We start from the raw sequence: 14,477 nt of genomic DNA, 5'->3' as shown, positions 1-14,477 counted from the left end.
GAGTACCCGCACTAACTACCCATTCCCAGATGAAGGCCTGTCGAGCAAACGTTCGACAGGCCTTTCTTATTGGTGCAGGCTGTGACGATTATCCGGATTTAGATCCATAATCGGACTGGGGATTAGTGCATCCCCGACCGGGTATCCGCGGTTTTCCGGCATAGGTTTGTAGTGAGTCGCGCGAATTGCCGGTCCCTCCCCGGCTCGCCGGTATTCGCCCCCTACCAGGAACTCCTTTCTCTATGCTTCGCGTCTTGGAAATTAACCAGCTGGAAGACCTCTCGCATGTTCGTTGCAATTGGCAGCGATTGTGGGACTCGACTCCCAGCGCTACGTTCTTCCAAACGCTGGAGTGGCTGCAGATTTACTGGAAGCACTTCGGCGAAGGAAAACAGCTCCGGGTTCTTTTGGTTTTAGACGATCATCGCCTGGTCGGTGTCGTTCCTTTAGTCGTCGTCCATGAATCCACGCGTCTTGGCCGAGTGCGTGTGCTGACTTATCCGCTCTCCGACTGGGGAACCCATTTCGGCGTTCTGGCGGAAGACCCTAAGGCGACCCTGTGCCGCGCACTGCAGCACATCAATAACACGCCACGCAATTGGGACCTGATGGACCTGCGTTGGCTTGATGAAAACGATTTAGAACGCAGCACCACTTTCGACGCGATGAGCGACGCCGGTTTCAGCCCCAACCCAGGCGTGTGGAAAGAAACGGCTCTGATCGACTTTGAAGGAACGTGGGAAGACTATCTGCGCTCGCGCAGTCCCAAGCTTCGGGCAGAAGTGCGACGCAAGCTGAAGAAGTTTGATGCGACCGGCCGCATTCAACTGCAGCGTTATCGACCGCTGGGCAAAGAGGCCAACGACTGCGACCCTCGCTGGGATCTCTACCGCACTGCCACTCAGATCGCTGAACGAAGCTGGCAGGGGCATTCGACGACCGGCACGACCATCTCGCACCGCAACATCCGTAGTTACATTAAAGACTGCCATGTGGCGGCAACGCAGCTGGGCATGCTCGACCTCGCGATTCTCTATCTCGAGGAACGTCCGATCGGCTTCTGCTACAACTACACCTTCAAAGGTCAGGTCTTTGGCCTGCGAAGGGGCGATACGCCGGAGGCTCGTGAGCATGGTCTGGGCACGCTACTCACTGCGATGCTGATTCGCGATAGCTTCGATCGCGGCGACACAACGCTCGACATGGGCCCCGGATCGTTTGAAGCGAAACGCCGTTGGATGACTCGCATCGCGACCGTGGGACGCATGACGCACTATCCGCTGAATGCGCCTCGCGCTCAGATCCTGCGTCTGAAACATTGGTGGCAATCGCGTCTCGATCGGAAATCGGGGCGTTTGCGTACGGCACTCGAAGGCAAGGCGACTTCCTAGCGTGCGGAATTGCTCTCTGCGGTTACCCGAATCTAGCTAAACCGCAGACGTAGATGCGACATGTTTGGGAAATTGATCGCATGCCAGAAGTGGGTAGAAGAATCTAAGAACATGGCACGCGAAGATAGTTTGCCGCGTAATCATTCCGCAGTGAACAATCGAGTCTGCGAATGACTCTCTCAAGAAACGAAACACGGCCGAAAGTCTTTACTACCACGAGGTAATCAGGGGCTTTCGACCGTCGCGCTTCGTTGGTTCTTATGGGCCCGGTCTTAGTTTTCCGGGCCAAACCCTGAGAGAAGCAAAGCTTTACCAGGGTGTTTGATGCTTGGTTACTAGTTGATTCGCAGGCAGGTATCAAAATTGTTCCCGCCCACGAAAACTTTTTCGCCTTTTTCTTAGGCGACCAATTCCTTGATCACCTTACCACCGTTGGCGATCTTCATCGGACGACCGCTCTTGCTGGTGAAGGTCGTGTCGAGCGATATACCCATCGCACGGCAAACGGTCGCCATCAGGTCTTCCGAGCTGTATGGTTCGGTTTCGACGCGGGTACCATCGGAGCTGGTAGCACCGACAGCCAGACCACCCTTGATACCGCCACCACCAACAACCGTGCTCCAGCTACGAGCCCAGTGGTCGCGACCGGTGTTACCGTTGATACGAGGCGTACGGCTGAACTCACCCATCCAGACAATCGTGGTGCTTTCCAGCAGGCCACGCTGCTTCAGGTCGGTGACCAGGGCGCTCATGGCCTGATCCATAACCGGCAGCTTGTTGTCCTTCAGCGTGTTGAAGATGTTCTGGTGATTGTCCCAGCCACCCAGGTCAACTTCGACGAATGGAACGCCAGCTTCGACCAGACGGCGAGCCAGCAAGCAACCACGGCCGAAGCCATCGTTACCGTACATTTCCTTCATCTCTTCTGGCTCTTCGTTGACGCGGAAGGCCTTCATCTGATCGCTGGTCATCAGCTTGACGGTCTTGTCCAGGATCTTGGCGTGATCCATGGCGGCTGGACCGCGGTTCTGGCTGACGAAGCCACCTTCGATCAGTTGCAGCATGCTCAAACGGCTTTGCAGGGTTTCATCGCCCCAGCCCTTCATGCCAAGGTTACGAACCTGGCCGCTGCTGCTGACGGTGAATGGAGCCCACGACATGCCGAGGAAGCCTGGACCGACGCTACCGCCGCCAACCGAAACGAACGGTGGAATTTCCAGTTCGTTATGGTCGCTGGCCAGTTCGTGGGCGATCACCGAACCGTAGCTTGGGTGTTCGATGTTCGGATTTGGAACGTAGCCGGTGTGCATGTAGTAACGTCCACGACCGTGATCCGCTTCGCGGGTGCTCATCGAGCGAACGATCGAGAGGTTATCCATGACCTGGGCGACCTTCGGAAGATGTTCCGAAATCTGCATGTCACCCTTGGTGCTGATCGCCTGGAATGGACCACCGGTGTTGGTACCTGGCTTCAGGTCCCACAGGTCCATGGTGCTCGGACCACCACCCATCCACAACATGATGCAGCTCTTGCCACGCTTCTTCAGCTCTTGTGCATTGGCCTGAATCGCGTTGCCCATCATCAGCGATGGAGCGACCATGGCAGAAGCACCAGCCATGTGCGACATGAAATGACGTCGGGTCATCCCGCTTGGAGTCTGAGTCATAGCAAAGTTTCCTTGTTTTGATGCCCGACGACTCGGGCCAGTGGTGCAGTACTGGGTAGGAGTACGTCGAGGGTTTAGTGATTCAAGATGAATTCGTTGCTGTTCAGCAGGGCCCAGAAGACATCTTGTAGTGCCTTCGCCATATCGCCCTTGTGAACACCAATCAGGTAATTCGCCGCTTGCAACTCGTTGCGAGTTGGACGACGAGCAATCGTTGCCATATAGAGGTCGTTGATCGCCTCTTTACCGTCGCGACCTTCCGCAGCCATCGTGTGGATGAAGCTGCCTGGCTTGGTGCTGACGGCATCCATCACCAGGTCGCCGTTGAACATCATCAAGGCTTGTGGGATGGTTCCGTTGAACGTGGTGGCTTCGTCACCTTCGTCGGTACCGAAGGCAGTGACGAACTGACGCATCCATTCACTCTTCTTCTTTTCCTGGTCTTCGTAGTTGCCACGAGTCTTGTGGGCCTGGGTGGCAACCAACAGCGATTCGTACAACTGTTCGGCCTGCATCTGACGCAGGTAGAAGTGGCTGAACTTAGGTGGCTCGCCGACGGTTGGATCGTCCAGGGCATTCGACTTGGTGATGCGACTGGAGAGCCCGTAAGCTTCGCTCAAGGTGATCCAACGAATCAGGTCCTTCAGGTTGAAGCTGTTCTTACGAACTTCTTCGCCCAGGTAGGTGACCAGTTCTGGATGCGTTGGACGGTTGTGAGGTCCCATGTCATCGACAGGCTTGGTGAAGCCATAGCCCATGAAGTGACCCCAGTAACGGTTGGCGACTGCTTCTGGCAGGCTGCCCGAATCGACGATGAACTTGGCCAGTTCTTCGCGGCGATTGACTTCCGCCACGCGACCGCTGGTTGGGATCTTCTGACCATCGAGGAACTCTGGGTAAGCGACCTTCAACAGGCCGTTACGTAGTTCGTAATAGATTTCGGCGTTCTCGATGTTGCGGCCTTCACCCATGAAGTCGCCATCGCTGAGCACCATGGCTCGCATCGCACCGTCGTCACCAGCTGGCATTTCGCCACGGCGAGCACGGGTTTGACGGAAGAAGGCGTTCAGGTTCCAGAACTTTTCCTGCTTCCATTCGTTGAACGGATGGTTGTGGCACTGGGTGCACTGCACCTGCATACCAAGGAAGATCTGAGCCGTCTTGGCGGTTGCCTGGACGCCGTTTTCGTCCAGCTTGTCCATATAGAAGTTGACCGCACCGTTGAATTCCGGCATGCCTGGGTGATTGGCACCGGTCGCGGTGACCAATTCCTTCACCAGTTGGTCATATGGCTTGTTGCGGGCAAAGCTGTCACGCAGATACTTCTGCATGCCAGGGCGGCTGATCTGCGAATTGTTGTCGGTACCACCGTTGCGGCCAATCAAGATGTTGGTCCAGATGGTGGTCCAGTTCCGAGCGTACTCTTCGGTGTAGCGTTCGTCGTACAGAATCTTGTCGACCAGGTTCTTACGCTTGTCCTTCGAGCGGTCCCGAGCGTATTCGCTCAACTCTTCCACCGAAGGAACGCGACCCAGCACGTCCAGAAACAAACGACGAGCCCAGACGGTATCGATTTCTTCTGGCGAAGGCGAGATTCCGTAATCTTCCCAGCCCAGACGGATCTTCTCGTTGATCTCAGCAACCTGAGGGATACCGAAATCATCCGACTTATCAGCAGCCTGCGATCCGGCCGAGACCGCAAACACTAGGCAGATTGCTAGGGGAAGGATTTGCCAGCGCGACATGGGGATTACCTCTTCTGCAACAAAAAATGGACGGCGAAAAGCCCTCGTATTGCACGAGTTAGGTTGTCCATTGCGAGTTACTTTCCTGACGAGACATTGTGAAAATGCCGTAACTCACCTGGATAAACGACCCTGTACTTGGAATGTACTCGTCGATTTTCCTGGATCCGCCCGATTTCTGCCACTTTTTTCAGACGACGGAAAGACGACAACCCTACTAATCTATTCTACGGCAGGGTCTTCGATTATTGCGAATCTCCAAAAGTGGGTTTTTTGGAGCCAATTTTCATTTTTCTATTTGGTATCGCGTTTCGCAGCACATGCACCCCCATGCGGGGCGTATCAGAATTGTACATTGTTCGATTTTGCTACGTGCAAAATAAAACAGGCGAGTCGCTTCAAAGAAACGGACTCGCCTGTTCTATTCGGGATGGAAGGGGGAGATCCCTCCAACTCAAGCCTCTTATCATCCTTTTGGAACGACCTTAACCCAATGCCTCTAAAGGATTAAGGCCACAAACCGGTGTGCCTCTTCTTAATACCGGCCCCTGTTATCCAGGATCCTCTTCTCTGTTCCGACCCTGTCTCAGTTCCGTTAGGATGCTAGATATATATGCATAAGGTGTGCCAAAAGAATTTCCTGACGCTGAATCGCCGCTGATCACCTCGAAAATCATTCGTTGGGACCAGATTGGTGACATCTTTCCTTCTGCTAGCGTCACCACTGATGGGGAGCCCACTCTGCGGGCCGCTGCGGCGCATCAAACGGGCAGAAACCTTGGCCTAGGTCCGGGGTTCTTAACCATGTGCCCCAATAAGTTGTCGTCGGACCGAGACAACTCGATGGCGGACGCGACGACCAGAGGTCTTCACGGGACATGGCTTCTGGTTTTTGCCGACCACAGTCCCTAGACTGAATTCCAAGGGTCTGCAGGCCCTATTCATTCCTTGTCATGTCGGCTCGCGGAGAAGTTATTTTGTCGATTTCGGAATCGACTGCCCGAAGATACGAACTGCAAGATCCGGATGTCCGGCTCATGCTGTTGGTGCGCGACGATGATGCCTCGGCGTTCGAGGAGCTGATGCTCCGCTATCAACGCCGTGTGGTCACCGTACTCGAGCACCTGGTCAGCAAGCGGGACCTCGCCGAGGATCTGGCCCAGGACGTCTTCATGCGCGTTTATCGCTCGCGGAAGACCTATGTCCCAGGTTCGCGGTTCTCGACCTGGTTGTTCACCATTGTGAACAACGTTGCCAGCAATGCCCGACGAAGCCTGGCCCGACGCAAGGAAGTGCAAGTTACCAATTCAGCCGATCAGTCCGGAAGCCAGCCCGCCGATCCGCTGGAACGCATCGCCACCGCTGCCAGCGGTTTGATGCCGACCCGTCAGTTAGATAAGTCCGAAATGGGCTCGATCGTACGCCAGGCGGTCCAGTCCTTGAACGAGCGGCAGCGAATGGCTGTGTTGCTCGCCAAGTTTGAAGAGATGAGCTACAACGACATCGCCGAAACGATGGGGATGTCGGTCCAGGCCATCAAGTCGCTGCTCTCACGAGCACGCGCGAATTTGAAGGATGCCTTGCAACCATACCTCCAGGAAGGAACCGTTCCTTAACGGACCAAGCGGACCACTCTCCGTTTACCCATCGACGTAGCCATGACCGATCCGACCGCACATCCCGACGAAACGACCGAGGTGGACGAGCTGCTTGCCGCCTATCTCGATAACGAGCTTTCCGAAACGGAAAGATCGCTGGTCGAAACGCGCCTGGCCGAGGACGACTCGTTCCGCAATCGGCTCGACGAGCTTGATCGCGCCTGGGACATGCTCGAGGCGCTTCCCAAGGCCGACCTCGACGACGAGAAGTTCGTCCGCACGACAGTCGAGATGATCACGGTCGCTGCCTCGCAAGAGATTCAACAATACAAGCAACAGCAAAAGCGAAGCGCCTTCGCTCGCCAGGCGGGCATCGCCTTGGCTATCGTCGCCTTGATCGGCATCGGCTATATGCTGACGCAATATCGCCTGAGCCGCCCCGACCGAATTCTGGTTGAATACCTGCCGGTCATCGAACGGGTCGACGAATTCGAGCGTGTCGACAACATCGAGTTCCTCGAGGCGCTACGAAAAGAAGGTCTCTTCACCGGAGAAGCCAGCGATGAATCGTAGCTTCATCACGGCTGCCACCATCATCGCGGTCGTGCTAGTCACCGCCCTGATTGGCGTCAGCCAGGAAACGCTCTCGGAACGATCCGAACGGATCGCCGCGATGTCGGCGACCGACAAGGCGGAACTGCGCGTGAAACTGGAACGCTTCGAGCGGCTTCCTTCCGACGAACGCAATCGCCGGATCGAACTGAACGACGCGCTCGAGTCGCATCCGGAAGGAGAGCAGCTTCGCGAGGTGATGGACCGCTATTACGACTGGCTGAAAACGGTCGACCAATCCGACCGCATCAAGCTGCAAGGCATGCCGGTCGATCAGCGCATCGTCGAAATCAAGAAGATCATCGGTTTCCAGGAACGTCAGCGGTTCGACGAACTGACCCGTGCCGCCTGGCAAGACATCAAACCGCGCCCCGAAGACTTCGCCGCGATCCGTAGTTGGTTCGACGAATGGCTGGTAAAGCATCAGGAAGAGATCCTCGCCAACGAACCGAAGCTGTACGCTAAGTTCCCCTGGCTCGAGAAGCGGATGTCCGACTTGCCTCCCGATCGCAATAAGCTTTCCGGCATCTGGGCTATGTCGTTCCGCTCTGACGCCCCTGGGATCAATCGACTGACGCCAACCGAAGAAGAACTAAACGAACTCGCCACGCGTCTCGACAAAGACACGCAGTCCCGTTTGAACAAAGAACCTTCCGACCGTCGCATGGGCTTGTTGAATGCGTTGATGAAGAACGCCTTCATGTCGCACATGCACGAACGGGTCAGCGACGAAGAGCTTCAGCAGTTCTATCGTCAACTTCCCGAAAGACGCCAGGCCGAGTTGGCTGGCTTACCACCCGAGAGCTTTGATAAAGAACTTCGGGGCGATTACATGCGGGCAAATAGCGGTCGTTACTTCGGTGGAAATCGTCCCGGCAATCCTCCTCCTTGGGATCGTGATGGTCGTCGTGGAGAGGATCGTGAAGGGGGGCGACGAGGTGGTGGCCCCGGGGATCGTGGTCCTGGCGAACGCGGTCCTGACGGTCGTGGCCCCGGAGGGCCTCCGGGAATGCGTGATGGGCGAGGACCTCGACCTGAAGGCCCACGACCGAACATGCGTGACGGCAACCCACCGCCACCGATGCAAAACGAAACGGTCGAAACCTAGAGGCTGCTTCGCTAGAAGAAGCCGCCTGGGGTGCGAAGCTGACGGTCAGGATCTTGCAGTCCGACCTTCTTGAGATAGGCTTCCACCTTTCGCTGGACGTGCCGCTGATTGCGAACCACAAGGCCTGATTCTTCCGCCTTGATGAACGTATCTTCGTTGCCCCAACTTTCCGGGGCGACCGACTGGCGGATCTTGTCGGCGATGTCTTGTGCGGCATCCAGCGGAATCGTTTTGCCCGGTCCCAGAATCGCACTGAAGTAGTGCGACTGAAAGATATTCTCATCTTCCCGCTGCTGAACTTTCCGCAGCACTTCATCTCGATCCGGCAGCTTCCGCTGCTGACGAATCTCTTCCAGTGCCACTTCCAACTTTCGATGGACGGTATGCGTTTGAGCCACGATCAGACACTCTGCCCCCATCGGAAAGTGACAGATCCGGCCCTCTCCTTGCCGGCTTTCCAGCCAGCTTTCTGCCTCAATCGAATGCATTAAGGCGTCGCGCAGGCCTCGGTAGTCGACTTCCCGTTTCGGATCGACAAAGCCGCCGAAGCCCGTCGTTTTCGGAGGAGGCGGAATACCTTCAACTTCACGAAGATAGTCGAGCGCCGCCAGACGTATGTCAGGGTCGGCACTATAAAGTCCGTGCCAAAACAGATCGCGTGCCGGGTAGGCTCGGATCAGTGACTCTGCCTCCCGTTCATCGCCCGAGGTAATCACGACCACTTGACCATCGATAAACCAATCCAACTCGTGCCGTAAGAGGATCATATCCAGAAGCTCATCCACCGGAATCGGCGGCGTCCGAACCGAGATCGGGAAATCGGCCGCCAAACCTACGTCGTCCAAGGCTCTTTTATCGATGTGGAAGGGAAGCAGAGAAACCTTGCTTAGATCGGCGATTACCTCTTCGAAAGGAACCTCGTCCACGTCCAGGCCAGCCCCGACACTGTGCAGCGTGAGTGCCGTTTCCGCCTCTTCCTTCGGATAGACGGTGACGAGCAAAGGCATGGTATCGAACGGATCGTTCGTGGCGTCCCTCATCGCCCGCAGGGATTCCAGCAGCCGCTGCACCAGCAGATGCCCTTCGACCGAATGCGATATGAGCAAGCCATCTTCAATCTGCCACATCTCGGCCTGCTTCTCTCCGATCCACTGCTCCGGAGTGATGATGGACTTGATCACATCTTCAATCGGCTTGAAATCGACAGGCTCGCCTAGCAAGTCCGGAATCGGATAGTAATGAGTGATCCGCTGTTGTTTCGGAAGATCTCCGTCCGTGATTAACAACCCGTCGCCATCTGGGATGAAGGTTAGATTCAAATCGTGCAACGCCCACTTTAACGCCGTATAAGCATGCCAACGTTCTGCACGGAAAGTGACCGGAAACTCTCCCGAGAGTCCCACTCGCTCCAATTGGAGTTCGTCGACACGGACCGGTAGGCCCAACTGGTCGGCAAATTGCTGGGCGACCTCTTTCAACGGCTTGTCGACCACATTCAGCGAGACCTTCGCCTTCAAAACGCTCTCAAGCGAGGCTTTATTTTGCCAAACCCTTTCAAGCACTTCAGGCCGAGGCGTCGGCTTGACCTGATCCAATTTCGGTTCTGGCTCTTGGGCGCCGGCAAAGTTCACGACACCCAGAAGCAGAAAACAAGTTAGCGTTCGCATAGCCCCATCACCGACTGGCTGAAAAAAGACGTATTGTCTGCCTCGTATGAAACGACGCCATAACGTTACGCTACTGAAGATCGGGAAAGAGTTCAACAAAACGGGACAAAGAAGCGCCCCATACGAAGTACATTGCATTCGGCGAAGTCCGCTGGGTCCACAAAAAATCCCGACGATGCCATTGAGTGACATTGCCGGGATCGAGTTGATTAAGCTTCAGCGGCTTGATGCCGGTCGGACTACTTCGAGTCCGCCTTCGAGGCCAGGCTTTCCAGGTAGCTAACCAGGTCGGCCAGTTCCTGAACGGTCACATCGTTGGCCAAACCAACTGGCATGATCGAGACCGTGTCTTTCTTTTGACCTTCGATCTCGTCTGGGTTCAAGGTGATCTCGGTGCCTTGGGCATCGCGGATGACGATCTTTTCCGGACCTTCAAACGTGATGAAGCCTGACAAGACACGACCATCTTCCATCTGGAAGATGTTGGTCACGAACCCTTGAGCCAGCGACTTACTTGGCAGCACGATCGCTTCGGTCAATTGATCCCGCTTGTAGGTCTTGGCGACCTGTGGCAGGTAAGGACCACGAGGCGTTTCGTTTGGATCGACCGTGTGGCACTTGTTACAGGTCAGCTTCGCGAAGAGCTGTTCGCCTCGCGAGGTGTCACCCTTCATCCCCACGACCTGCTTGATGACCTCTGCCGGATCGATGGTTGAAACCTTCGGACCGGTCGGCTTGTTCATCTGCGCCTTCAGCTTCCAGGCATCGGCAACCTTGCCGGCAGCCGCGGCGACATCGGCATTGCTACTGGCCAAGAGGCCCAGAACCTTATCTTCCAGATTCCGATCGTTCACGATGATGGCCGCCCCCAGCAGTTGTGGCTGACGAGCCGGATCGCTCCAGCCTGCTTCCAGCGACGACTTCACCGTACTGGCCACTTCTGGCGAAAGCTTCTGCTGTGTCGACAGCGTCAGCAAACCAGCCTCGGCCCACAAGGAAGCAGGTGAGGTCGGCGCCTTGGCAAGGCTATCGATCACGCCGATCTGACGGCTCAAGGCATCCTTATTCTGGAAAGCACTGAGGGTCTGCTTGAAAGCGGCACCCCCTGGTTCGCTGGCGTACAACTTGCCGAGACCGACCAGGGCGGTTTCGACCACGCTGGCTTCCGTGCTGCGGAGCAGGGCGGTGATGGCCTGGGCTCGCACTTCCGCAGCGGTGTCGGAATCAGTCGCTGCTTTTTCGAGGAGGCCGATCGCTTCGCCAGGGAGTTCGTTCGACTGGGCGATGATCGAGATCGCTGCCGCAACGAACTTCGGATCGTTGGCCGCTTTCTGCATCGCGAGTCGCAGCGTGCCGTCCAGTTCGATTCGGTGACGCTGAAGCTGCTCGAGAAGGAAGGCCGATTCTTCGTTGCCAGCCGAAGCCAACGCCGAACGAAGCGTGCCACCAATCTTGTCGGACATCTCCCATTTCTCGGGCTGATAGTAAGGACCACGCGTATCAGGTCGCGTACCCCAGCTATTCCCCTTCCACTCGCCGTCGACGTAGTACAGACGGCACAAGGCAGTCAGCAGGCCCTGACGACGGTAAAGGCTTTCTTCCTTCGGCAGACGTTCAATTAAACCTTCGACCACCTCTGGCTTGTGCATCCGCTGCAAGGCGAACAAGGTAAACTGACGCTTGCGTTCGCTGGCGGTGCGACCGTCGAGGACAAAGAACAACGGCTCGTAAGCTTCCAGATTCGCCAAGGCCTGGAAAGCCGTGTGGCGGATCACTGGATCATCGCTCCCAAGGAACGTGACCAATCCTTCCGGATTCGCACCTGCCATGCTAGGCATAACGCCTGTCTTGGTCAGACGTCCCAAGGCGATAATCGATTCCAATTGCAAACGTGGATCGTCGCTCGCCAGTCCGCGGTTGGCAGCCACTTCCATCATTTGACGGAACTTGGGAGCAGCCCGCAGGTCTTGATTCAACAAGGCGAGGTCCGACATCGCACGAATCGCCAAAGGAGCGATCTCGGCCTGACGCTGGGCGGCCATATTCAATCGGTCGAACCAGCTATCGTAAAGGCGTTCCCAATTCGGAGCCTGTTCGGTAATGATCTGATTTCCAAGGTAGATCGCAGCAACGCGTGCTTCCGTGGAAGGGAGCTTGCCGTTGGTCTCTTGCCCCATCATCAGATTGCCGGCCTGCTTCAAAATTGAATTCGCAGCCGGTTCTCCTGATTCGCTCTTCACCATGGCCCGAGCCAGCAGTTCACGCTGAGCGGCCAGGCGACGTCGATGACTGTCGGAGTTCATCAACTGGAAGAGTTCGGCTTCGGTCGCCTTCGCCAGGACAGGCATTGCTTCGGCCTGGTATCCCTTCGGCGTCACGCGAACGAGGTAACCCACGTCTTCGCCGTTGTAGGTGAACGTGGCACCTTTCCAACTCGCTGCGTAGATATTGCTGCTGCCGTCGACATCGAGATCGGTCACGCGAGGAATCCCGAGGAACTCTTCCTGATTGACCTCGAACGTGGCACCAGTTCGTTTCGGGTTATGGCGATAGATCCAGCTTCGTCCCCAGTCGGCCGTGTACAAAGCATTGCCGTAGCCTTCGGGAAAACCTGGTTCATCCATGTACAACGCACCACAGCCAGATCCACCACCGTAGTCGGCCAGCGGCTGAATGATTTCATCGCCGAAGTTCATATACAAGCGAGGATAGCCGTGGTCTTCCATCCCGCTGAAGTGATGCAGACGAATGTCCCAGCCGCCACCATCGTTGGTGTTGTCGCGAGTGAAGGCATTCATCAGCGGATCGACCGCGACTTCCAGGATGTTACGCGTACCGTTGCTATAGACTTCCATGTGCGAGCCATCAGGACGAACCCGCAGCACACCACCGCCACGCATCTGCAGCTTACGACCGTCGGCTCCTTCGGCTTCCATGAAACCAAAGTCGCCAATGGCCAGGTATAACCAACCGTCGACACCCAGCGTGACGCCGTTCGAGGTATGGTCGGCAGGGCGATCTTTGAAGGTGAACGCGAGGTTCTTGATCAAGATCTCTTGGCGATCGCTACGGCCATCGCCATCGTCGTCGATGAAGGCGCTGAGGTGCGGCGGATGTAGCACGTACAATCGATCACGATCCCACACGATGCCGCGTGGCGAGTCGACGTCGGGCACAAACAGCTTCACTTCGTCGGCCTGACCGTCGCCATTGGTGTCGCGCAGGCGATGGATGGCACCACGTCGCTTTTCGCGATCGAGCGAACCATTCTTATCGACCGAAACGTACACGTCCCCTTCCGGACTGCTCGCCACAAAGACCGGGTAATTGACCGCTGGCGGCGCTGCGAACAGCGTCGCATCGAACCCTTCGGGAACCTTCACGTCGGCCAACAGTTTGGCGTCGGCATCTTCCTTGGCTTGAGCCGGAGCGACTTCCACCAGTTCCGAGCCGAGCAGACGGACTTCACGAATCGAAGCCCAGCCCCCATGCTTGCTCTTCAAAGCATTGATGCGGACATAACGGAAACCGCCAGCGACGAATTCAAAGTCGTGCTTGTTATCTTTCTTGTCGGACTGATCGACGATAGTCATCCACTTCTCGCCGTCCGCACTCCCCTCGATCGTGTACTGGTAAACGCCACCTTCCGATTCCCAATTGATCTGGGCACCACGCAGTTCCTTCGGTTCGCCCAGGTCGACTTGCAACCACTGCGGATAGTCCGCACTGTTGGCACACCAGCGCGTCGACTCTTTGCCATCGAAGGCGAGCTTAGCGAAGTTATTTTTGCCGGTTTCTTCGCTGGAAGCGGTGGCTGGCTTGTTGAGGGCCAGGTTAACAGGAACCAGCTTCGGCGTCGTGGTGTCGACTTCTTTCAGGTAATCGTCGTTCAGCTTGTCGCAGGCCCACAACGTGCCGCGGGTCAGCATGTTGAGAAACGCGTCCGCTTCCATCGTTTCGTTGTGGTGACCCAGCGTCGTACCGAAAACGCGCGTCTTGCCATACTGGTTGGTCCACACGCACGCATGTTCGACGCCGTCGTTCTTTTCTTTGGAAGCACCCAGCACGTGAGCGGTGTCCCACACCTTGGCGATGTGATAGAGCTCGCCTTGTGGGTTGGTCCACGCAGGACCGAAGTCTTGCATGATCGGATGCTCAGGGTCGTAGTTGTATACCGCGTGTGGGTACTGGGCACCATGACGATGCGAGGTCACACCGCAGAACTTGAACCACTGGTCGGTTCCATCGCGGTAGCAATGCATCGCGCAGTGGATGACCACGCCGGGCAAGCCTTCTTGATGCGGCTTCAGCACGCGCTCGGTCCAAGCCGGATCTTTCACGGCGGCAAAGCATTCATTGTGCAAGACGATGTCGTAGCCGTCGGCCCAGTTGGGATTCTGGTAGAGCGGAATCTTGGTATCGGTTGTCGAGCCACCTTCGTGAACCACGGTCACTTCGATGTTGGCTCGAGCTTCGAGGCCTTCCTTGATGATGTTCTTTTGCGACTCGTAGTCGTGGCAACAACCGCCGGTGACCAGAAGTGCTTTGATGGGCTTAGGAGCATCGGCGGCCGTCAGGGGAGCCGCGGCCAGGCCAAGCGTCAACATACCGAGGGCGAGGGCCATAAATCTGCGGGGGATCGTCATCCAGAAAAACCTATAGCGAGGGAAAATTTGGCTGGCAGGAAAT

At 56.4% G+C, this 14,477-nt stretch carries 8 protein-coding genes; 4 read left to right on the top strand and 4 right to left on the bottom strand.

All coding sequences use genetic code 11. From position 1 onward, the window contains the following. Positions 1-242 precede the first annotated feature (242 nt). On the top strand, positions 243-1,391 hold the full coding sequence (locus ABD890_RS12865) for a GNAT family N-acetyltransferase (protein ID WP_345089786.1): 1,149 nt from the start codon (positions 243-245) through the stop codon (positions 1,389-1,391). Between the two features lie 398 nt (positions 1,392-1,789). On the opposite strand, the gene ABD890_RS12860 is transcribed toward ABD890_RS12865, so the two are convergent. Both ABD890_RS12860 and ABD890_RS12855 read right to left on the bottom strand, forming a co-directional pair. Then, positions 1,790-3,058, bottom strand: coding sequence for a DUF1501 domain-containing protein (locus ABD890_RS12860; protein ID WP_345089783.1), 1,269 nt, complete (start codon positions 3,056-3,058; stop codon positions 1,790-1,792). A gap of 74 nt (positions 3,059-3,132) precedes the next feature. Next, positions 3,133-4,803, bottom strand: a complete 1,671-nt coding sequence (locus ABD890_RS12855) for a DUF1549 domain-containing protein (protein ID WP_345089780.1) — start codon at positions 4,801-4,803, stop codon at positions 3,133-3,135. 977 nt (positions 4,804-5,780) lie between these two features. Between ABD890_RS12855 and ABD890_RS12850 the strand changes: the two genes are divergently transcribed. From ABD890_RS12850 to ABD890_RS12840, 3 genes are read left to right on the top strand one after another with little or no spacing between them, the layout of a single operon-like run. Then, positions 5,781-6,419, top strand: a complete 639-nt coding sequence (locus ABD890_RS12850) for an RNA polymerase sigma factor (RefSeq protein WP_345089777.1) — start codon at positions 5,781-5,783, stop codon at positions 6,417-6,419. A gap of 42 nt (positions 6,420-6,461) precedes the next feature. Then, a complete protein-coding gene (locus tag ABD890_RS12845; protein WP_345089774.1) occupies positions 6,462-6,974 on the top strand; it encodes an anti-sigma factor family protein in 513 nt (170 codons plus the stop codon). Next, positions 6,964-8,121, top strand: coding sequence for a hypothetical protein (locus ABD890_RS12840; RefSeq protein WP_345089771.1), 1,158 nt, complete (start codon positions 6,964-6,966; stop codon positions 8,119-8,121). Before ABD890_RS12845 ends, ABD890_RS12840 begins: the two co-directional genes overlap by 11 nt. Before the next feature lie 11 nt (positions 8,122-8,132). Here the strand turns inward: ABD890_RS12840 and ABD890_RS12835 are convergent, their stop codons facing one another. Together ABD890_RS12835 and ABD890_RS12830 are read right to left on the bottom strand one after the other, a co-directional pair. After that, positions 8,133-9,788, bottom strand: coding sequence for a hypothetical protein (locus tag ABD890_RS12835; RefSeq protein WP_345089768.1), 1,656 nt, complete (start codon positions 9,786-9,788; stop codon positions 8,133-8,135). 239 nt (positions 9,789-10,027) lie between these two features. Beyond that, on the bottom strand, positions 10,028-14,434 hold the full coding sequence (locus tag ABD890_RS12830) for a DUF7133 domain-containing protein (protein ID WP_345089766.1): 4,407 nt from the start codon (positions 14,432-14,434) through the stop codon (positions 10,028-10,030). Positions 14,435-14,477 lie beyond the last annotated feature (43 nt).

It is taken from the genome of Bremerella cremea (genome assembly GCF_039541315.1).
Taxonomy (GTDB): Bacteria; Planctomycetota; Planctomycetia; order Pirellulales; family Pirellulaceae; genus Bremerella; species Bremerella cremea.
Note: the sequence above shows the minus strand (reverse complement) of the source record. Positions and strands in the feature narration are given on the sequence as shown.

What these genes read in the sequence shown, in the direction of transcription:
- ABD890_RS12865 (WP_345089786.1), top strand. Translation starts at nt 243, where the DNA reads ATGCTTCGCGTCTTGGAAATTAACCAGCTGGAAGACCTCTCGCATGTT.
- ABD890_RS12860 (WP_345089783.1), bottom strand. Translation starts at nt 3,058, where the DNA reads ATGACTCAGACTCCAAGCGGGATGACCCGACGTCATTTCATGTCGCAC.
- ABD890_RS12855 (WP_345089780.1), bottom strand. Translation starts at nt 4,803, where the DNA reads ATGTCGCGCTGGCAAATCCTTCCCCTAGCAATCTGCCTAGTGTTTGCG.
- ABD890_RS12845 (WP_345089774.1), top strand. Translation starts at nt 6,462, where the DNA reads ATGACCGATCCGACCGCACATCCCGACGAAACGACCGAGGTGGACGAG.
- ABD890_RS12840 (WP_345089771.1), top strand. Translation starts at nt 6,964, where the DNA reads ATGAATCGTAGCTTCATCACGGCTGCCACCATCATCGCGGTCGTGCTA.
- ABD890_RS12835 (WP_345089768.1), bottom strand. Translation starts at nt 9,788, where the DNA reads ATGCGAACGCTAACTTGTTTTCTGCTTCTGGGTGTCGTGAACTTTGCC.
- ABD890_RS12830 (WP_345089766.1), bottom strand. Translation starts at nt 14,434, where the DNA reads ATGACGATCCCCCGCAGATTTATGGCCCTCGCCCTCGGTATGTTGACG.